At 67.3% G+C, this 20,284-nt stretch carries 13 protein-coding genes; 4 read left to right on the top strand and 9 right to left on the bottom strand.

Going from position 1 to position 20,284, the window contains the following annotated elements:
• Nucleotides 1-69: 69 nt before the first annotated feature.
• Nucleotides 70-1,056 (bottom strand): family 43 glycosylhydrolase, encoded by a 987-nt coding sequence (locus tag AC0CH3_RS11980; RefSeq protein ID WP_465237933.1) that lies wholly within the window; start codon nucleotides 1,054-1,056, stop codon nucleotides 70-72.
• Complete coding sequence (locus tag AC0CH3_RS11975) at nucleotides 1,056-3,899, bottom strand: TonB-dependent receptor (RefSeq protein ID WP_354303921.1); 2,844 nt, start codon at nucleotides 3,897-3,899, stop codon at nucleotides 1,056-1,058. The genes AC0CH3_RS11980 and AC0CH3_RS11975 overlap by 1 nt, the downstream gene beginning before the upstream one ends.
• A gap of 236 nt (nucleotides 3,900-4,135) precedes the next feature.
• Here AC0CH3_RS11975 and AC0CH3_RS11970 point away from each other — a divergent pair, with 236 nt between their 5' ends.
• A complete protein-coding gene (locus AC0CH3_RS11970) occupies nucleotides 4,136-5,263 on the top strand; it encodes an aldose epimerase family protein (protein WP_354303919.1) in 1,128 nt (375 codons plus the stop codon).
• A 14-nt stretch (nucleotides 5,264-5,277) separates the two neighbouring features.
• The gene (locus AC0CH3_RS11965; protein WP_056016839.1) at nucleotides 5,278-6,450 is read left to right on the top strand and encodes a cellulase family glycosylhydrolase; all 1,173 of its coding nucleotides are present in this window, start codon (nucleotides 5,278-5,280) and stop codon (nucleotides 6,448-6,450) included.
• A gap of 46 nt (nucleotides 6,451-6,496) precedes the next feature.
• On the opposite strand, the gene AC0CH3_RS11960 is transcribed toward AC0CH3_RS11965, so the two are convergent.
• Genes AC0CH3_RS11960 through AC0CH3_RS11935 form a run of 6 tightly spaced genes read right to left on the bottom strand, consistent with a single transcriptional unit; the run spans nucleotide 6,497 to nucleotide 14,762 of the window.
• Nucleotides 6,497-8,749 carry a GH92 family glycosyl hydrolase gene (locus AC0CH3_RS11960; RefSeq protein ID WP_465237932.1) on the bottom strand — a complete coding sequence of 751 codons (2,253 nt, stop codon included), beginning with the start codon at nucleotides 8,747-8,749 and terminating at the stop codon, nucleotides 6,497-6,499.
• Nucleotides 8,746-9,903, bottom strand: coding sequence for a Gfo/Idh/MocA family protein (locus tag AC0CH3_RS11955; RefSeq protein ID WP_354303915.1), 1,158 nt, complete (start codon nucleotides 9,901-9,903; stop codon nucleotides 8,746-8,748). The genes AC0CH3_RS11960 and AC0CH3_RS11955 overlap by 4 nt, the downstream gene beginning before the upstream one ends.
• A 13-nt stretch (nucleotides 9,904-9,916) precedes the next feature.
• Nucleotides 9,917-11,188 (bottom strand): Gfo/Idh/MocA family protein, encoded by a 1,272-nt coding sequence (locus AC0CH3_RS11950; protein WP_354303913.1) that lies wholly within the window; start codon nucleotides 11,186-11,188, stop codon nucleotides 9,917-9,919.
• Nucleotides 11,185-12,039 carry an FAD:protein FMN transferase gene (locus AC0CH3_RS11945; protein WP_354303911.1) on the bottom strand — a complete coding sequence of 285 codons (855 nt, stop codon included), beginning with the start codon at nucleotides 12,037-12,039 and terminating at the stop codon, nucleotides 11,185-11,187. The genes AC0CH3_RS11950 and AC0CH3_RS11945 overlap by 4 nt, the downstream gene beginning before the upstream one ends.
• Before the next feature lies 1 nt (nucleotide 12,040).
• Nucleotides 12,041-13,351 (bottom strand): Gfo/Idh/MocA family protein, encoded by a 1,311-nt coding sequence (locus tag AC0CH3_RS11940; RefSeq protein WP_354303909.1) that lies wholly within the window; start codon nucleotides 13,349-13,351, stop codon nucleotides 12,041-12,043.
• Between the two features lie 13 nt (nucleotides 13,352-13,364).
• Nucleotides 13,365-14,762, bottom strand: a complete 1,398-nt coding sequence (locus AC0CH3_RS11935; RefSeq protein WP_235532213.1) for a 3-keto-disaccharide hydrolase — start codon at nucleotides 14,760-14,762, stop codon at nucleotides 13,365-13,367.
• Between the two features lie 269 nt (nucleotides 14,763-15,031).
• Between AC0CH3_RS11935 and AC0CH3_RS11930 the strand changes: the two genes are divergently transcribed.
• Nucleotides 15,032-15,778 carry a FadR/GntR family transcriptional regulator gene (locus AC0CH3_RS11930; RefSeq protein WP_465237931.1) on the top strand — a complete coding sequence of 249 codons (747 nt, stop codon included), beginning with the start codon at nucleotides 15,032-15,034 and terminating at the stop codon, nucleotides 15,776-15,778.
• 337 nt (nucleotides 15,779-16,115) lie between these two features.
• On the top strand, nucleotides 16,116-19,130 hold the full coding sequence (locus AC0CH3_RS11925) for a TonB-dependent receptor (RefSeq protein WP_465237930.1): 3,015 nt from the start codon (nucleotides 16,116-16,118) through the stop codon (nucleotides 19,128-19,130).
• Nucleotides 19,131-19,225: 95 nt separating this feature from the next.
• Here AC0CH3_RS11925 and AC0CH3_RS11920 read toward each other — a convergent pair whose 3' ends face one another.
• Nucleotides 19,226-20,140, bottom strand: coding sequence for a sugar kinase (locus AC0CH3_RS11920; RefSeq protein ID WP_354303904.1), 915 nt, complete (start codon nucleotides 20,138-20,140; stop codon nucleotides 19,226-19,228).
• Nucleotides 20,141-20,284 lie beyond the last annotated feature (144 nt).

The following is a 20,284-nucleotide window of genomic DNA, read 5'->3' as shown; positions in this document are numbered from 1 at the left end:
GGTAGACGGTCCTGCACAGGATAAAGGAAGCGGCGGCACGCGTCGGGTCGCGCGCCGCCGGGGATCAGGTCAGCGGCCGCGGGTCGGCCAGACGGGTGCGGCGCCGCCGTCGGTCATGCGCACGGGCGCGATCGCCCCGTCGCGCGCGTAGCGGACGCGGTCGATCGCGATCACCCGCTCGCCCTTAAACGGCGCAGGCCCCGCCTTGCGCTCCCAGCGGTGATAGACGATCAACCAGCCGCCATCGGGGCCACGGACGAAGCTGTGATGCCCCGGCCCCTGATGCCCCGCGTCGCTGGCGAGGATCCGGCCGCGATAGCGCCACGGCCCGACCGGCGACGATGCGGTCGCATAATGCACCGAATAATCCGGTCCGTTCCACCGCCCATGGCTGTACGACAGGTAATAGACCCCGGCGCGTTCGTGCATGAACGCGCCTTCGGTAAACTGCGGCGGCTGCGCGACGGGAACCTCGCGCGCGGTCCGCGTCATGTCGGGTGTCAGTTCCCACACGCGCAGCCGCGCGCCCGCGCTGCCGCCCGCATAGAGATAGGTCCGCTGCGACCTGAGATCGACGAAGACCATCGGGTCGATCGCCTCGAACCCATTGCCGCCGGTGACCAAGGGCCGCCCGCTGTCGCGATACGGCCCTTCCGGCCGGTCGGCGACCGCGACGCCGATGCGGCTGGGCGTCGGGTTCTGCGGCCCGACCGAATAATAGAGATACCATTTGCCGCCCCGCGTCGCGACCGCGGGTGCCCAGAGGAAATGCTCCTTGGCGCCATCGTCGCCGATCCAGCCGATCTGGTCGCGCCGGATCAGCACGCCGCGCGGGCGCCACTGGCGCAGGTCGCCCGACGAGAACGCGCCGAAGCGATCCGCCTGCCAGCTGCCGCCGGGCCCACCGGTCGGGAACACCCACAGCTCGCGGCCGATGACGATCGCGTGCGGGTCCGCACCCTCGAACTGCGGATTGCCCCGCCCCGCGGGTGCATCCGCCGCGGTGAGGACGAGCATGGAGGCCGCGAGCGCGGCCGCGGTGACGATCCGGCGCATCAGAACCGCGTCCGGATGCTGACGGCATAGAGGCTGTCGTCGGTCCGTGTGTCGCGCCATATGAAGTCCTGTCCGATATAGCTCTGGTAGCGTGAGCGCAGGATATTGCTGCCCTCGACCGTCAACGTCACGTTCTTGTTCACGTCATAGCCGACGCTGAAGTCGAGCCGGCCGTTGGGGCGGACGTAATTGAGCCAGGCGGGGCTGTCGACCGGCCGCACGTCGCCGGTTCCCGAGCGATCCTCGTCGAAATATTTCGAGCGATAGGTGTAGACCAGCCGCGCCGAGATCCCGCTGCGGTCATACAACAGCCCGACATTGTAATTGTACTTTGACACGCCCTGCAGCGAATAGCCCGCGAGCGGATCGCCGCCGCCGACCTCGGAATCCGCGAGCGTGAAGTTGCCGAACGCGCCGAGCCCGGCGAGATCGCCCGGCAGGAACGAGAAGAAGGTCTGGCCGCTGACCTCGATCCCCTTCAGCTTGGCGCTGCCGACGTTGCGCGGACGCGAGATGTTGTAGACGATGCCGTCGATCGTCTCCGCGGTGACGCCGTTGATCACGCGGTTGGATATGTCGCGATAATAGCCCGCGATCGCGAAATAGCCGTCCTGCCAGTAATATTCGGCCGTCGCGTCGAAGCTGTCCGACTTTTGCGGCTTGAGGTCCGGATTGCCGCCCGACCCGCCGTTGCGGATGTTGGGGTTGGTCGAGACGATATAGTTGAGCCCCGGATTGAGCGACCCGAAGGACGGCCGCGCGAGCGTCTTGGCATAGGTCGCGCGGAACTGCAGACCGCCGCCGAGTTGCAGCCGCGCGCTGGCGTTGGGCAGCCAGTCGGCATCGGTCTTGCCGACCGTCGTCGTGACGGGCGCGCCGCTGACGACGCCCGTGCCCGTGATGTCGCGTTCGGTCCGCGAATAGCGCACCCCCAGCTTGCCATCGAGCGTGACGGGGCCACTGCCGAACGGGATCTCGTATCCGGCCTGCGCATAGCCCGCATAGCTTTTCTCGGCGACGTCGAAGCGCCGCGTCGGGTCGAACGCCGGCTGTCCCGCGGGTGCGCCGAAGAAGCCCCGCAGCGCCTCCTGCCCCGCGTTCGACAGCAGATAGTCGCGCGACGGCAGCAGGTATGGCGCGCCATTGTTGATCTGCGGGATGCCGGGGCCGCGTTCGAGCGGCAGGTTCGCCGCGGTGATCGGCGTCGCGAACGACCCGCCCGGCGGCGCGACGCCCAGCTGGACCTGCTCGAACAGCGCGGTGCGGTCGGCATAGCGCCCGCCGAGCTCGATCGTCTTCAGGACCGTGTCAAAATCATAGCTGACATCGCCCTTGATCGCGAGCAGCCCACCGCTCGAGCGGACATAGTCCTGGAACAGCGCGTTGATGTACGTGAACCCGGTCGCGTCGATCATCGGGTTGCCCGGCGCGGTCACGCTCGGCGTCTTGTCGTCGTCGAGCCCGATCGTCACCGACGGGATGCGCTTGCCGATATCGACGATGAAATTCTCGTTGTTCGCGATCGAGCGTTCGTAGCTGACGTCGAGATTCGCCTTCAGCTGGTCCCGGTCGAACTTCATCCCGGTCGCGGCCAGCCAGGTATCGGTGCGGTTGTTGTGCGCCTGCGTCGAGGTGAAGGCCTCGGGATTGTTGAACGTCGCGCTGCTGAAATTGCACAATTGCTGTTGCGTGACGCTTGCCGGGTTGGTCGTCGCGTTGGGGTTGAACCCGTCGGGACCGACATTGGCGGTGAAGCAGTCGTCGGTCGGCGTGACACCCGTCACGCTCGACGCGGTGCCAAGCCGGTATTCGTAGAAGCCGGTCGAATATTTGCTGCGATACGCCGAATAGAGCCCGTCGACATAGAGTTCGAGATTGGGCGTCGCCTGCCACTGCAGCGACCCGTTCGCCTGCGGCCGCTGGTACCGGCCGAACTCGTTGAGCCCGCCCGCGGAGATCGGCAGCAACAGCCCGTTCGCGCCGGCCGGCCCCGCATTGCCCGATCGGCGATCCGCGACGTAATTGGTCGGGCGATTATAGGGGATGTCGTACCACGACACGTTGATCAGCGCGCCGATCTCGCCGATCCCGGTGTCCCAGCGATCGGTCGCGAGGAAGCTCACCTGCGGCCCGACCTTTTCGGCATTCGACGGATAGTTCAGCTTGCCGCTCAGCGCGATGGTCGGCTTGGTATAGTTGAACGCCTTGTTCAGCCGCAGGTCGATCGACCCGGCGACGCCCCCCTCGATCAGGTTCGCGGTGTTCGACTTGAACACGTCGACGCGCGCGATCGCCTCGGCGGGAAGGTCCTGGAATGCGAAGCCACGGCCCTCGGCGGTGAAGATCTCGCGCCCGTCGAGCGTCGTCAGGATGTCCGACAGGCCGCGCACCAGCGGGCTCACGATCTCGTTGTTGCCGCCGACCGTCACCTGCACGCCGGGGACGCGCTGCAACGCGGCGGCGGTCGTCGGATCGGGGAACTTGCCGATATCCTGTGCGATGATCGAATCGACGATCTGCGGCGCGTTGCGCTTGATCTCGGCGGCCTTTGCCAGGCTCGCGCGGATGCCGGTGACGACGATCTCGGCACCCTCGCCGTCCGCACCTGGTGCTGCGGTCTGCGGCGCGGCAGCGGCGGTGTTGGGCAGCGGGCTCGTGTCGCTGCCCGCAGGTGCGGTGGCGTCGTTGGCCGGCGGTGCGGCCTGCCCGTTCGCCGCGGTGGTGCCGTCGGGTGCGGTCTGGGCCGGGGTCTGACCCGCAGCCTGATCCTGTGTCTGGGCATGTGCCTGTGTCGCGACGACGAGCGCGACGACGGACACCGAAAGCGCGAAGGATCTGCGCATCATAACCTCTCCCTGATGTTCCGGCGCGCGATACGAAGCGTTCGGTGCCGGTTACGTGGCGGCGTGGTATCCGCTCGTATCCGGCGTATCAAGGGATTTATCTTATTAATCACTTGCCTGCGGAAAACCGATCTCCTACCCCGTTCCCGAGCAGCATGCGGGCGTCACAGGCCCCGATGTGCTGCATAAAGACAGGCCTGCATGACGGGCCGGAAATCGATGGAGGGAGATACAAGATGCGCCACGTGATCATCGCCACGCTGCTCGCGGCGACCTGTGCCACGCCTGTGGTTGCGGCGCGGACGACCCGCGCGACGTTCGGCACCCTGCCCCACGGGCGTGCGGTCGAGCGGGTGACGCTGACCAACGCGCACGGCGTCTCCGCCAGCGTGATCGCGCTCGGCGCCGCGCTGCAATCGGTGACGATGCCCGACCGCGCGGGCAAGATCGCCGACGTGCAACTCGGCTACGACACGCTCGAGGGCTATGCGACCAAGCCCGAATTCTTCGGCGCCACCGTCGGTCGCGTCGCCAACCGCGTTGCCAGGGGTCGCTTCACGCTCGACGGCAAGGCCTATGCGACCCCGGTCAACAACGGCCCCAATTCGCTCCACGGCGGCACCAAGGGGTTCGACAAGGTTCTGTGGCAGGTCGTCGCGGTAAAGGACGGTCCGACCGCCTCGGTGACGCTGCGCTATGTCAGCCCCGATGGCGACATGGGCTATCCGGGCACGGTGACGACGCTGGCGACCTATTCGCTCGACGAGCGCGGCGCGCTGACGATCGAATATCGCGCGACCACCGACCGGCCGACCTATGTCAATCTGTCGAACCATGCCTATTGGAATCTCGCGGGGCCGGGCATGAGCGCGATGGGGCATGTCGTGACGATCCCCGCGGACCGCTACACGCCGACCGACGCCTCCTCGATCCCGCTCGGTCGCCATGCCGGCGTCGCGGGCACGGTCTTCGATTTCCGCAAGCCCATCCCGGTCGGCGACCGCGTCCGCGACGCGCGCGACGAACAGATCGTCTTTGCGCGCGGCTATGACCATAACTGGGTCGTCGGCGACGCGGTGACGCCCGACCAGCACCGCATGGCGCGTGTCGTCGATCCGGTCTCGGGGCGCGGCTTCGAACTCTGGTCGAACCAGCCGGGGCTGCAATTCTATTCGGGCAATTTCTTCGACGGCACGGTGAAGGGCAAGCGCGGGCAGGCCTATCGGATGGGCGACGCCATCGTCATGGAACCGCAGGTCTTTCCCGACGCGATGAACCAGCCCGGTTTTCCCTCGATCCGGTTGAACCCCGGCCAGACCTATCGCAACGTCATGACGTACCGGCTCTTCACCGAGAAAAACTGACAGGGGAGGAAGACATGAACAAGTTACTGCTGGCCGCACTCGCGGCGACGAGCGCGCTCACCGCAGGCACCGCCGATGCCCGACCGCGCTGGACCGAGGCGCAGGCCTCCGCCTGGTACGCCAAGCAACCCTGGCTGGTGGGCGCGAACTACACCCCCGCCTCCGCGATTAACCAGCTCGAGATGTGGCAGGCGACGACGTGGGATCCCAAGCGGATCGACTATGAACTCGGCCTCGCGCAGGGCATCGGGATGAACACGATGCGCGTGTTCCTCCATGACCAGCTCTGGGTTCAGGACCCCGAGGGCTTCAAGCGCCGCGTCGACGAATTCCTGACGATCGCGCGCGCGCACGGCATCCGCCCGCTGTTCGTGCTGTTCGACAGCTGCTGGGATCCCGATCCGAAGCTCGGGCCACAGCATCCGCCGATCCCCGGCGTGCATAATTCGGGCTGGGTGCAGGGTCCGGGCCTGCCGGGGCTCCGCGACCGCAGCCGCTATCCCGCGTACAAGGCCTATGTGCAGGGGATCGTCGGCGCGTTCGCCAAGGACGACCGGATCCTCGGCTGGGACGTGTGGAACGAACCCGACAACGGCGCCGACCAGTATAAGGGCCAGGAGGGCAAGGAACCGCTCGTCCGCGCGCTTCTGGCGCAGGCGTTCGACTGGGCGCGCGACGCCGACCCGTCGCAGCCGCTGACGTCGGGCGTGTGGCAGCATGACGACTGGACCCCGACCGGTGGCAAGCTGACGCCGATGGAAAAGCTCCAGTTGGGCCAGTCCGACGTCATCAGCTTCCACGATTACAGCTGGCCAGAGACGTTCGAGGCGCGCGTGCGTCAGCTGCTGCCGTACAACCGGCCGATCCTGTGTACCGAATATATGGCGCGCGGGAACGGCTCGACGTTCGACGGCTCGCTGCCGATCGCCAAGCGCTACAATGTCGCGATGATGAACTGGGGGTTCGTCGACGGCAAGACGCAGACGCGGCTGCCCTGGGACAGCTGGAAGAAGCCCTATGTGATGGAGGAGCCGACGATCTGGTTCCACGAGGTCTTCCGCACCGACGGCACGCCGTATCGCAAGGCCGAGACCGACCTGATCCGCCGGCTGAGCGCCGCCCCCAAGACCGTCGTTCCCGGCGAACCGGCTGCCGCACCGCAGCCCGGCACACGCCGCCGCCGCTGACGAGGGAAGAGGCCGGGACCATGATCCCGGCCTCCACCGCTGCGTATCACGGCAGGACCGAAGCCGCGCGCCCCCAGTCGTTCGGCGTGCGACCCAGCGCGAGCTCGAGCGTCCCGCCCTGCAGGATCGCCGCCTGCGACACGAACGGTGTATCGAGCGGTTGCCCGTTGAGCCGCGCCGCGCGGATATAGCGCGTCCCCGCCCCCTGCCCGCGCGCGACTATGGTAAACGTCCGCCCAGACTCGAGCGTGATCCGGCTCCGCGGCTGGTGTGGCGCGTGCAGATAATAGAGGTCGCTGCCGAGCTTGGGGAACAGACCGAGGCGGTTGAACACATAATGCGAGCTCATCGCGCCATTGTCCTCGTCGCCGGGATAGGCGTCCGCGGTAAACCGCCGGAAGACGATATCGGCATATTTGCTCGCCAGATCGGGGCGCCCCACCTCGCTGAACAGCCACGGCGTCGAGAAGGAAGGCTCGTTGGTAAAGTCGATCAGCCCCGCGTCGAACGCATGCTGCAGCCGCCGCGTGAACGCCGCACGCCCGCCCATGATCGCGACCATGCCCGGAACGTCGTGAACCGCGCCGTACGAGTAAATCCAGCCCGTCCCCTCGTAGAAGCCGAAATTGTCGTGAACCTTGCCGTCCCAGCCGCGCTTGGGGTCGTTCGGCTGGAACCGGCCATCGGCAAAGCGCGGCCCCACGAACCCGGTATAGCCGTCGCTCGCCGCGCGCAGATCCCAGACGTTGCGCCAGTTCCCCGCGCGCGTCTCGAGCAGCGTGGCCTCGGCGGCATGTCCCGTGCCTGCCGCGACCTTCGCCGCGTAATAATCGTTGAGCGCCATGCCCATCGTCGCCGACCCCGAGCGTGACCGCTGCGGCGTCCCCTCGGGGCTGCGATCGTCGACCGCGAAATAGCCGTCGACCAGATAGCGCGGCCGGCGTCGTTCGAACGCGTTGAACAGGACGACGTTCGCCGCCTTCTGCCAGTCGACACCGGGGACGCCGCGCAGGAACCCCTCGCCGATCACGTTGTCGACCTCGTCGCCCGCCTGGCCGACATGGAAATTGCGCCCGGCGATGAATGCGGTATCCGCCGCGCCATAGCGTTCCCACGTCCGCACGAACGATCCGATCACGCCCGCATAGGCGCTGGGCCGGATCAGCGACATCAGCGGATAGACCGTGTGGTACGTGTCCCACAGCGTATAGTGATCGTCGTAGAGCGGCGACGCGCGCTCGGTGTCCGCCTGGTCCTGCGTGCGGTCGCGCGGCTGGACGCCGCTATGGTACAGCGCGGTGTAGAAGCGCCGCCGGTCCGCCGCGCCGACCCCGTCGATCGTGATCCGCCCGAGCGCGTCGTTCCACGCCTTGCCCGCCGCGCTGCGAACCGCGGCCATGTCCCAGCCGGGCAGGTCCTGCGCGAGCAACTCTTCGGCGCGTGCCGCACTGGCGAAGGAGACCGCGATCTTCATCGTGACGGGCCCGCGACCCGCGCTGCCGAAACTCCACCACGCGCGCAGCGGCTGGTCCGCGGGCGCGCTCGCGCGCGTGGCGCCGGGGGTGCGGACATTGGCGCGTTCGATTCCCCAGGCGGTCGGCTTCGCGTCGACCCTGGCGACGAACCAGATGTCGACTTCCGCGGGCGACCAGTAATGCCGCGTGCGGACGCGCCCGACGATCTTGCCCTGCTCGGGGAACAGCGTCACCTCGGATCCCGCGGTGCCGAGCTCGCCCATGATCTTGCGCGTCACGTCGAACAGCAGATGCGCCTCGCCGCTGCTCGGAAAGGTGAAGCGGTAGAGGGCAGCATGATGCGCGGGCGCGATCTCGACATCGGTGCCATAGCGCGCGAGCGTCACGCGGTAGCCGTCGGCCTGCGCGCGCTCGTCGCGCTTTGGCGAGAGATGCTCCGCCTCGGTCGTCGCGAGCGGCCCCGTCTGCGGCGAGACGAGGAACGTGCCATAGCTCGGCACCCCGCCCGACCCCTGCGTATGCAGCTGCGCGAACCCGCTCAGCGGCGCAGCGCGGTCATAGCCCGCATTGCTGGTCGCCGGAGTGATCGTGTTCGGGCTGGGGTGGATCGATCCCGCGGGCAGCGTCGGCCCCGGGATCGTGTCGCCCTCGTCGTCGTCCCCCGTGCCGATCAGCGGATCGACATACTGGCTGATCGGCAGCGGATCGCGCCCCGCCCCCGCCCGCTTTTCAGCCGGTGCGGCTGGTGCGGCCGCGGCCAGCGCCACGCCGACCCCGATGACGCGCAGCATCGTGCACGCCGCCACGCCGCGGCGCGCACTCATCGCTTCGCCGGAGTCGCACGCGCCTCCGCGGTCAGCACGAGTTCGGCCGCGAGCAGCGCGCCCTCCTGATCCTGCGCGACCGACGTGCGTTCGACCAAATCGGTCACGAACTGCGGTCCGAACGGCAGCGGCACCTTCGAGCAATCGAGATAGCGCGTCCCCTTCTTGTCCGCGATCAGCAGGTGGTTGCCGCCCGGGCGCCCCGCGATATCCACATATTTGCGCAGCTCGATATAGCCCTCGGTGCCGAGGATGAAGAGGCGGCCGTCGCCCCAGGTCGACAGGCCGTCGGGCGTGAACCAGTCGACGCGGACATAGCCCGCGCCGCCATCGCCGCTCAGCATCATGTCGCCGAAATCCTCGAACTTGGGATGCGCGGGATTCCCAAAATTGCCCGTCTGCGACGCGAGCACCTGCGCACGCTTGCTGCCCGTCAGATAGACGAACTGGTCCGCCTGATGGCTGCCGACATCGGTCAGGATGCCGCCGTTGCGCGCCGGATCCCAGAACCAGTCGGGGCGGCTCGGCGCAGACAGGCGGTGCGGCGCGAGGTTGATCGTCTGGATCACGCGGCCGATCGCGCCGTCATGGACGAGCTGCCCCGCCATCACCGCGGCGGGTACCTCGAGCCGCTCGGAATACATGATCGCGAACTTGCGCCCCGTCTCGCGGATCGCGCGGCGGACATCGGCGAGCTGCTTGAGCGTCACGACCGCGGCCTTGTCGCTCAGATAGTCCTTGCCCGCACGCATCACGCGGATGCCCAGCGGCGCGCGCAGCACGGGGATCGCCGCGCTGCACACCAGCTTGATCGTGCGGTCGTCGAGGATCTCCTGCTCGGACCGCGCCAGCTTGATGTCGCCATAGCGCTTGCGGAACATCGCGATCTGCTTGGGATCGGTCGCGTAAAAGGCGGTCAGCACACCGCCGCCGCGGATCACCGCGTCGGTGATGCCATAGATATGGTTATGGTCCATCCCGATCACCGCGAACGGTACGCGGTATTTGGCCTCGGGCGCGGGCTTGGCCACCGCCCCCTCGGTCGGCGCATCGCCGCGCGTGGCGGATTGCGCGAACGCATCGGCGGCGAACCCCGCCGCCAGTCCGGCGGTCAGTCCGAGCCCGAGAAGTCCCCGGCGGTTGGTGTCGGTCACAGCTCTATCCCCTTCAGATCGCGACCAGGTTTGTCGGCCAGGTCATTGCTTGGTTGCTGTCCATCGCCTGCTCGCCGAGCAGCGACGCGACGCTCGCCTGATAGGCCTGGCGCAACAGCCCGGGCAGCGGCTTGCCCGCGCGCACCGCCTCGCCAAAGCCCTCGAACTGGAGCATCGTCTCGTCATATTCGCCCCAGCCCAGCGACTCGCCGGGCGTCGTTACGGGCAGCTCGGGGAACCAGGTCGCGCCGCCGATCGGCACCGTGCGCTTGTGCCCGCGCGCGACGTCCTTGTGCATCCGCTGCAACGCCAGCACCTTGGCGGGCACCTCCTGATAGATGCGCCCCAGCTCGGGCTCGATCGTCCCCTTGCTGCCCTGGATCTGCTCCTCGCAGCCATAGCGCGCATTGTTGAGCAGCGAGGTGTAGATCAGTTTCCGCCCGCCGCTATATTCGTAGATCAGCGCGACATGGTCATAGACCTCGCGGCCATCCTTCCAGAAACAGATGCTGCCCGACCCGATCACCCGCGTCGGCACCGCGTCGAGGAACCAGTTGCCGACCTGAAGCTGGTGCGTCGCCAGCTCGGTCATCAGCCCTGCTGACCGGTCGCGGTACAGCCGCCAGTTGATCTGTCGGTCGTTGGCATCGGCGGGCACGGCGCGGCGCCAGGCATTGTTGCGGTGCCAGCTCGCGCGGATCTGCGTCAGCGTGCCGATCTCGCCCGCGCGCGCGCGCTTCAGCGCGTTGAGATAGGTCGGGTGGAACATCCGCTGGTGCCCGATCTGCAGGATCTTGCCAGCCGCCTTGGCGCGCGTGATCATCGCGCCGCAATCGGCGATCGTCCGCGCCATCGCCTTTTCGCACCAGACGTGCAGCCCGGCGTCGAACGCGTCGAAGCAGAGCTGTGCATGCGTGTCGAGCGGTGTCGCGATGACCACCGCGTCGATCCCGCGCGCATCGAGCATCGCGCGGTGATCGGCAAAGCGCCGCGCGGTCGGCGCCCATTGCTGCGCCTTGACGAGGTTCGGCGCATAGCTGTCGCAGATCGCGACGACCGTGCAGTTGCGCGACTTGGCGATGTTCTGGATCAGCGCGCGGCCGCGGTCGCCCGTGCCGATCACGCCCAGCCGCACCGGGTTCGACTTGACCGGCTCGGCGCCCGCCGCCGCGGAGGCCGCGGACACCGCCCAGGGTGCGGCGGCCGCCATCCCCGCGCCCGCCGTCGCCGTCAGCACCCGGTCGATGAACGATCGCCGCGAGAGGTCGAAATCCTTGTCGGTCATGCCGCTTGCATCCTTGTGGTGTCGTCGGTCCGCGCCGCGGCCGTTGAGAGATCGTACAGGAACCGCCGCGCCGGCGCGGCCTCGACCAGCCGTCGCGCGCGCGGCGCATCGGCGACGAGCAACGCGGTGCTCATCGCCTCGGCGACTTCGCCGCTCCGGTCGATCGCCACGGTACAGCGCGCCGTGGTCACGATCCCGCCATCGGTCGGGCGGATCATCGCCGCGCGCTCGGGCGCCTGCGTGCCCGCGCCGACCGTCGTCGAGATCGACAGTGCCTCGTCGACCAGCTCGACCTCGACCAGCACCGCGTCGGTGCACGACGGATCGGGGATCGCGAACGGCCACCCGCCGCCCAGCGGATGCTCCCCGATCACCGCGATCGAGCTTTCACCCGCCGACAGGCACGCGCAGACGACGCCCGCCTCGCGCAACGCGGTGCAAGCGCGGTCGAGCGCGAAGCCCTTGCCGAACCCGCCGAAATCGAGCGCGAGCGGCCGCGTCGCGGTGATCCGCGCGGTGCTGCGGTCGAACACGAGATCGCCCCAGCCCGCCCCGACGAACCGGCGGTCGGCCGCCGGATCGAACAGGCCTTCGGTCAGCGCATGCGCCGCGTCGATCGCGATCAGCGCCTCGATCAGCACCGGATCGTCGATCGCGACGCCGCGCCCGGCGAGCAGTTCGTCGTTGAGCGCGGTCGTCGGCGACGGCCGGTGGATCGTCAGCGCGTCGTCGACGCCCTCGATCGCCCGCCGCGCGGCATGGAGCGCATCCGCCGATCCTGCACCAAAGACGTGAAGCTCGATCCGCGTCCCCATCGCGACGAAGCGCTCGACCCGCGCGACGCTGCCCACGTCAGGCCTTGACCTCCCAGCCGGGTTCGTACGCGACCGACCACAGCTTCATCGCCTCGTCACTGCTCGGCCTGCCCGTCGTCGGATCGACGGTCAGCACGCTGTTGGTACGATACGCCATGTTGCCGAGATGGCAGAGCGTCGTGCTGATATGCCCCTCGGTGATCGGCGAATTGAGCGTGGTGGCCTTGCCGCGGATCACGTCGACGAAATTGCCCGCGTGATAGACGTCGAGCACCCCCTCGCCGACCGTGCCGGTCGTTTCCGACGTCGCCTTGGCCATCACCTGCCGGACCGACTTGCCCGCCAGGTCATAGAGTTCGAACCCGTTGCGATCGACCACCGCCGATCCCTTGGTGCCGAGCAGCAGCACGCCGCGCCCGCGGCCATAGGTCAGCATCGCGTTGCAGCTCTGCCCGTTCCAGCGGATCACCCGGTCGTTGTCGTAGTTCAGGTCGAGCGACAGCGAGTCGTACATCTCCCAGTCGTCGCCCGCATGGAAGCGCTTGGCCCCCTTCGCCTCGACCTGCTTCGGATAGGCCAGCCCCATCAGCCAGCGCGCGACGTCGAGTTCGTGCATCGCGTTGTTGCACAGCTCGCCCGTCCCGTATTGCCAGAACCAGTGCCAGTTATACGGCACCAGGTTCGACCGGTACGCCGCGCGCGGGCGCGGCCCCTGCCACATGTTCCAGTCGAGCGTCGCGGGCGGCGCGACCTGCTGCCCCTTGCCGATCGATCCGCGATTATTGGCGTACCAGGTCTGCGCCTCGTACACGTCGCCCAGCTCGCCCGCCTGGACCAGCGCGAGCAGCTGCCGCGTCTCGGGGCTCGAGCGCTGCTGGTTGCCAACCTGGAGCTGGCGCCCGGTGCTCTTCTGCGCGGCGATCATCGCCTCGCCCTCGGCGGGCGCGATCCCGATCGGCTTCTCGCAATAGACGTGATGTCCCGACTTCATCCCGTCGACCGCCAGCTTGGCGTGCCAGTGATCGGGCGTCGCGATGGTGATGATGTCGATCGCCTTGTTGTCGAGCAGCTTGCGGTAATCGCCCTCGGTCCGCGGCGCGGCATGGCCCTTCGCCGCGAACGCCGCCGCGCGCTTGGCCAGCACCGCCGAATCGACGTCACAGAAATGCGTGATGTCGATGTTCGGCACCTTGGTGAACGCGCTCATATGCGCCTGGCCGCGGCCATTCACCCCGACGATCGCGACGCTCAGCCGGTCGTTCGCGCCCTTGATCCGTGCATAGCTGCGCGCGCTCATCGCCATGCCCAGCGTCGCGCCCGCACCCTTAATCATCGTCCGACGGTCCATCGCTTGATCCCCCTTAGAGTACACGCAGCTTGATCGACCGGAATTCGACCCGGTCGCCATGATCCTGCAGCAGGATCGGCCCCTGCACGGCGTCGCCGAACCCGGGGATCGCGGCATATTTGCTTTGCGCGACGAGCGCGCGGAACGCCGGCGACCCGCGGTCATATTCGACCATCTTGAAGCCGTTCAGCCAGTGTTCGACGCGCGCGCCGCGCACCACGATCACCGCCCGGTTCCATTCGCCCGGCGGGTTGATCCGCTTGCCCGGGCTCGCCGGGTCGGACAGGTTCTTCGCCGCGATCAGGTCGTAGAGCGAGCCGAGCGTCCGGTTGCCGTCGCGGCCCATCTTCGCATCGGGATGGCGTGCATCGTCGAGCAGCTGATATTCGAGACCGAGCGCGTCACCCTTGCGCTTGAGCAGGCCAGCATCGACGAAATACTTGATCCCGCTGTTGGCGCCGGGCGTCAGCTTGAAATCGACCGACAGCTCGAAATCGCGATACTCGCGCGTCGTGACGATGTCGCCGCCGCCGCCGTCCACGCGCAGCACGCCGCCGGCCATCGTCCAGCCCTTCGCCGGGAACCCCGTGCCCTTCGCGCTGCGCCAGCCGGCGCCGGTCTTGCCGTCCCACAACAATTTCCAGCCCGCACGCTGCTCCTCAGCCGACAGCCGGTTGCTCAGCCAGCCCTGTTGCGGCAGCGCGGTCGCGGGCATCGCATAGCGCGCCGGCGCATCGGTGATCACGCGGACGTTGCGGAACCGCACCTCGGGGTGCCGCGCGGCGTCCGCGTCGGGGATCGCATGAACCTGGAACGCGATGAACCCGCGCGCATCGACATCGTCGACGGTATCGGTCGCGGGGACGCCGTTGATCCAGCTGCGCAGCCGCGTGCCGATCGCCTCGACGCGGTAGTGGTTCCAGTCGCCCGAGCGGAAGGTCTGCCGCGCGGGCGCGTTGCGGCCGAGCGTGTACAGCCATTGCCGGCGCTGTTCGTCATACATCCCCGCGCTCCACGCGCGCGCCGACGGATCGATCTCGACCTGATAACCGTGCACGACGCCGTTGCGATAATCCGGGCGGCTCTGCCCGCGGATCATCATGCCTGAATTGAGCGCAGGATCGGTCTTTGCGTCGAACTCGACGATGAAGTCGCCATACTGAGCCTCGGACACGAGCCAGCTATTGGTCTTGCCCGGCTCGGCGCGGCCGATCAGCTCGCCATTCTCGAACGCGTAGGTCGCGTTGCCGCCCGTCGCACGCCAGCCGGCCAGCCCTTCGCGCGGCGTCACGTCGCGCCACGGCGCCTTGGCCTGCGTACCGGAGGACTCCTGTGCCGGTGCCGCGCGGACCGACGCCTGCGCCATCAACGGCGCGACCGCCAGGGTCAGAATTGCGAGCGCTCGAGCCATTCGCCTCCCCTTTTCTCTTTTCTGCGAGCATGGATCGGGCAACCCTCGGCCGGACGGTTTCCGGACGTCTCGCATCATGTACCGCCGACATGTCGCTGTCGTACGGCCTCTCCTGTATCTGGTCTTAAATTGTGGTCGGGCCACATGCAATAGGATTGTAAGACATTTTATCCATGATGACCGCTTCAGAGGCTTGACGCGCGCCGATACAACGCGAACTAGGTGGCAATGCTGGCCACCGCGCGGGTGCGCCGGCGACGAGGACAAGGATGCACGTGACCGACGGCGGCGGCAAACTCTACGGCAAGATCGTCCAGGCGATCATCGCGGACATCGCCGACGGCATCTTTCCCGTCGGCTCGCGGCTGCCCGCCGAACGCGACCTGACCGAGCGGTTTCAGGTCAGCCGGCCGACCATCCGCGAGGCGATGATCGCACTCGAGATGAAGGGGCTCGTCGAAGCGCGCAAGGGCTCGGGCGTGTTCGTGCTCGCCGCCGCGACCGCCGATACCGACCGCGAGCTCGATATCGGCGCATTCGAGATCACCGAGGCGCGGCGGCTGCTCGAAGGCGAGGTCGCCGCGGTCGCCGCGACCGAGATCAACGAGGCACAACTCGCCGAATTGCGCGGTTTGCTCGCCTTGATGGAGCAGGACGACACCGCTGCGGCGGAGGACGCCGATCGCCGGTTCCACATCGCAATCGCCGAGGCGACGGGCAATGCGGTCATCATCTCGGCGGTGACCGATTTCTGGGACATGCGGTTCCTCTCCCCGCTCGCGCGCGAGGTGCTGGCAAAGGCGGGCAGCCTCGGCACCGAGAGCCGCATGGCCGAACATGGCCGCATCCTCAGCGCGCTTGAAGCACGGTCGCCGATCGATGCACGCCTCGCGATGCGCGACCATCTCGCGCGCGTGATCGACCATCTGCTCCACGTTACCGAGACCGAAGCGGTCGAGCGCGCACGCGCCGCCACGAACGAGCGCCGCCGCGCGCTGGCGCGCCGCTCGGTCTGACACCGTCCTCCGGGCACGCGCCCGATCTTACGCCAGAAGACCCGGCACCTCCACGAGCGCGCCGCTAGCAGTACGGCGTATCACGCAGCATCGACCCGCTTGGACCGGCGATAGTGCTGCACTGCACCCAGACGACGATGATCTACGCGAGCCGTTGTCATACCCGTACCCCGTATTGCCTGACCACATGATTCCATATTGTAATATAGAAATTGCAGTGTTACGCATCTCTGGTCGGACAGAAAAAACCACGCCGACGCATAAACATCCCTGTCGACAGGCCTTCTGTACGCGGGGATTTACGGGGAGAGGGAATGTGATCTGCAGAGGCATCAATATGCGCGGGCTGCTCGTCTCGACGAGCCTTGTGAGCCTGTTAATGGCCGCACCGGCGATTGCCCAGCAGACCGCGGGCAGCCAGGTACCGCCGCCGGCGGACAGCCAGACCAGCGCACCCGACCCCGTTGATCCATCCCAGACCGCGCCCGAGTCGCAGAGTGCCGACATCGTCGTCACCGGCTTTCGCGCGGCGCTGAACAACGCGCTCAACCAGAAGCGCAACGAGACCGCCGCGATCGACAGCATCGTCGCGGAGGATATCGGCAAGTTTCCCGACTCCAACCTCGCCGAATCGATGCAGCGCATCCCCGGTGTCGCGCTGTCGCGCGGCGACGGCGGCGAAGGGCGCAACATCTCGGTTCGCGGGCTCGGCTCGCAGTTCACGCGCGTCCGCATCAACGGCATGGAGGGCGTGTCGCAGGTCAGCGGCAGCGACATCCGCGGCGGCGTCGCGACGGGGCGCTCGTTCGACTTCGTGACCTTCCCGACCGAGATCTTCTCGGCGCTCTCGGTCCGCAAGACGCTGTCGGCCGATGTCGAGGAGGGCTCGCTCGGCGCGACCGTCGACCTGCGCGCGCCCAAGCCGTTCGACCAGCGCAAGGACTTCGTCCTCACCGGCACCGCGCGCGGCATCTACAACGACATCAGCAAGGAAGCCGATCCACGCCTCTCCGCGCTCGTCTCGAAGAAGTTCGGCGACACGTTCGGCATCCTCGGCAGCATCGCCTATTCGAAGCGGCATATCGACGAATATGCCTATTCGGCGGTCGATGTCGTCCCGACCACGGTCTATGGCCAGGCGCAGCCCGCGGGCACCGCGAATGCCGGCGTCATCTTCCCGTTCTGCACCCCGGTCGGCTATTCCTTCCGCGGCGGCGCGGCGACCAGCCCGGTGTCCGGCTATACGCAGCCCAACGGCACGCCGATCGGCGCGGACGCGAACAATTGCAGCACCGGCAATCCGCGGACCAGCACCGCGGCGGCCTATGACTATATCATGAGCCGTACCGGGGTGAACGGTCGCCCCGGCGGCGGCGTCTTCCTGCCGCGCCTCCCGCGCCCGGTGAAGAGCAGCCAGGAACAGCAACGTCTCGCGGGCACGCTGACGCTCCAGTGGAAGCCGAGCGACGATACCGACATCTCGCTCGACGGCCTGTATTCGCGGTTCAAGGTCGACCGCCTCGACAATTATTTCGATGCGCGCTCGTTCGGTCGCGCGATCTCGAACAACGGTCAGCCGCTGACGTCGGTCCGCGAGATCGAGGTCGACGACAACGGATCGCTGATCCACGGACTGTTCGACGGCGTCGACCTGCGTTCGGAAATGCAGAAGGAGAAGTTCACCTCGACCTATCGTCAGGTCAATCTGAACCTCGATCACCGCTTCTCCGACACCGTCCGGATCTCTGGCCTGGCGGGCATCAACCAGTCGCGGCTCGACGTCGATCGCCTGCAGGTCGCGATCGATTCGAACGACACGCGCAACTTCTCGATCGATTTCCGCGACAATCCCGACATTCCCAAGATCGGCTACGGCATCGACACGACGAACGCGGCGCTGTTCCAGTTCGGCCCGCCGCTCGCGAACGGCGACCAGCGCGGCCAGTTGTCGAACCTGATCCGTCGCAACACGATCACCAGCAAGACGTTCGAGCTGAACGGCGAATGGGAGGCCGCCCCCGACTTCACGCTGCAGGTTGGCGGCCAGTACCGCACCAACAAATACACCGCGCGCGAACGGCAGCTCGCGACCAACACGCCGCTCGCGCTGCCCGCGGGCGTCACCGTTTCAAGCTTCACCACCGTGACGAGCGGCGTCGGCGGCAATCTGGACGGCCTGCTGCAGGATTTCGTGACGATCGATCCGGACAAGTTCCGCGACGCGGTCGGGCTCGACAACTACGTCTATTGCAGCATCGAGTGCGCCAAGGGCACCTATGGCGGCGTGTACGAGAAATACGGCTCGGGCTACGCGATGGTGAAGTTCAACACCGCGAACTCGCTGCCCTTCGCGCTGCGCGGCGATGCCGGCGTGCGCTACGTCCATACCAGCCTCGACACCTATGGCCCGATCACCTCGGCCGCGCCCGCCGGCTCGCTCTACCCTTCACGCTTCGTGATCTCCGAGATCAGCCGCAGCTATGAGGACTGGCTGCCGTCGGCGAACCTCGCGCTCGACGTCACGCCCGAGCTGATCGCGCGCGCGTCGGTGGCACGCGTCATGTCGCGCCCCTCCTACGGGCAGCTGATCCCCGCGGGCTCGGCGAACCTGGTCATCCAGACCGCCTCGTTCAGCAACCCCTTCCTCGAGCCGATCCGCGCCAATACGTTCGACGCGGCACTCGAATGGTATTTCGCCAAGGGCTCGCTGATCTCGCTCGCGTATTTCTACAAGAATATCGAAAGCTATATCCAGACGACGAGCCAGTCGGTCGCGTTCCAGGACATCGGGCTGCCGCTCACATTGCTCAACGGCACGCAGCTGCGCCCGACCGACCTGTTCACCGTCCAGCGCAGCAACAACACGCAAGGGGGGCCGTTGCGCGGCTTCGAGGTGAACGTGCAGCTGCCCTTCACCTTCCTCCCGGGGGCGCTGCGCAACTTCGGCGCGCTCGCCAACTTCACGCGCGTCCGGTCGAACATCAACTACGTCATCTCGCCGACGCTTTCGCGCACCGCACCGCTGGTCGGGCTGTCGCCCGAAACCGCGAGCGGGACGCTCTATTACGAGGATGACAAGTTCAGCATCCGGTCGACGGTGAACTATCGCGCCGCGTTCCTGACCGCGGTTCCCAGCGGCTCGGTCGACGCGGACTCGACGTCGAACGCCAGCTCGATCTTCGTCGACGCCTCCGCCTCGTACAACCTCAACGAGCATATCAAGCTGATTGCCGAAGTCTCGAACATCACCAACGAGACCAACCGGCTGACGGTCGACACGACGCGCAACGACCCGCTCTACACCGCCTATTTCGGCCGCACCTATGCGCTGGCGGTCAATTTCCAGTTCTGATCACCCGCTTTCCCCCGTCGACATCGGTCGTTCCCATAGCCGATGTCGACCCAACCTCAGGGTGCGCCGCACGTCATGCGCGGCGCACCCTTTTCTTATGCGAGCGTCGCATAGGGTGCATCGTGCGATGCGGCGGGAATGCCCCCGCGCCGCCCGATGACATAGCCGGCAAGAACATGGCCGGCGGTCACGCTGTCCGCGATGCTGCCCCCGTTCAGTCGCGCATGCAGATAGCCCGCGTTGAACGCATCGCCTGCCCCCGTCGTGTCGACCGGCACGATCTTCGCCGGCACCGGGCGGACCGCGCCGTCTGCAAAACACCCCTCGCCGCCCAGCTTCACGACGACCTCGCCGACGCCGCGGTCGCGCCACCACGCGTCGATCGCCACGGCATCGTCGAGCCCCGTCAGCGCCTGCTCGTCCTCGCGCGTCGGCAGACCGATGTCGGCGACCGCGACCGCGCGCGCATGGACCGCGCGCGCCACGGCATCGCTTTCCCACAGTGCGGCGCGGTAATTGCTGTCGAACGCGACTCGCCCCCCGCGCTCGCGGATGCGCGCGCACAGCGCGAACACCGCGTCACGGCCTTCGGGCGGCAGGATCGCGAGGCTGATCATCGAGAAATACAGGAGATCGGCGTCCCCGGCGGCCGCCAGCACGTCGTCATTGTCGCGCAGCGCGAACATCCGTCGCGCGGCGCTGTCGCTGCGCCAATAGGTGAAGCTGCGCTCGCCCTGCGCGTCGGTGGTGATCGCGTACAAGGCGGGCCGCCGGTCGGGATCGCGGCGGACCAGCGTGAGGTCCAGTCCCTCGTCCGCCCAGTCGCGGCGCAGCGACTCGCTGAACGGATCCGTGCCCAGCGCGGTGACGAACGCGACGCGCTGCCCCAGCCGTGCCAGATGCACCGCGCTATTCAGCGTGTCACCGCCATAGCCCAGCGCCCAGCCCGGCACGCGCGCGTCCGCCCCGCCCGACAATTCCAGCATGCCTTCTCCGACGACGATGATCATGCGATCCCTCTTTTTGACAGACAAAATGGCCTTACCACTTCTTTGGTTATGGCCTATCAGATTATCCGGTGCTAAACAGACATGACCCGCAGTGGAAGAGCCATAAGGCCCGCGCGGTATCGAGAGGGGTGGCTGACGGTGATG

The sequence above is a fragment of the Sphingomonas sp. AC449 genome (assembly GCF_979253475.1).
Note: the sequence above shows the minus strand (reverse complement) of the source record. Positions and strands in the feature narration are given on the sequence as shown.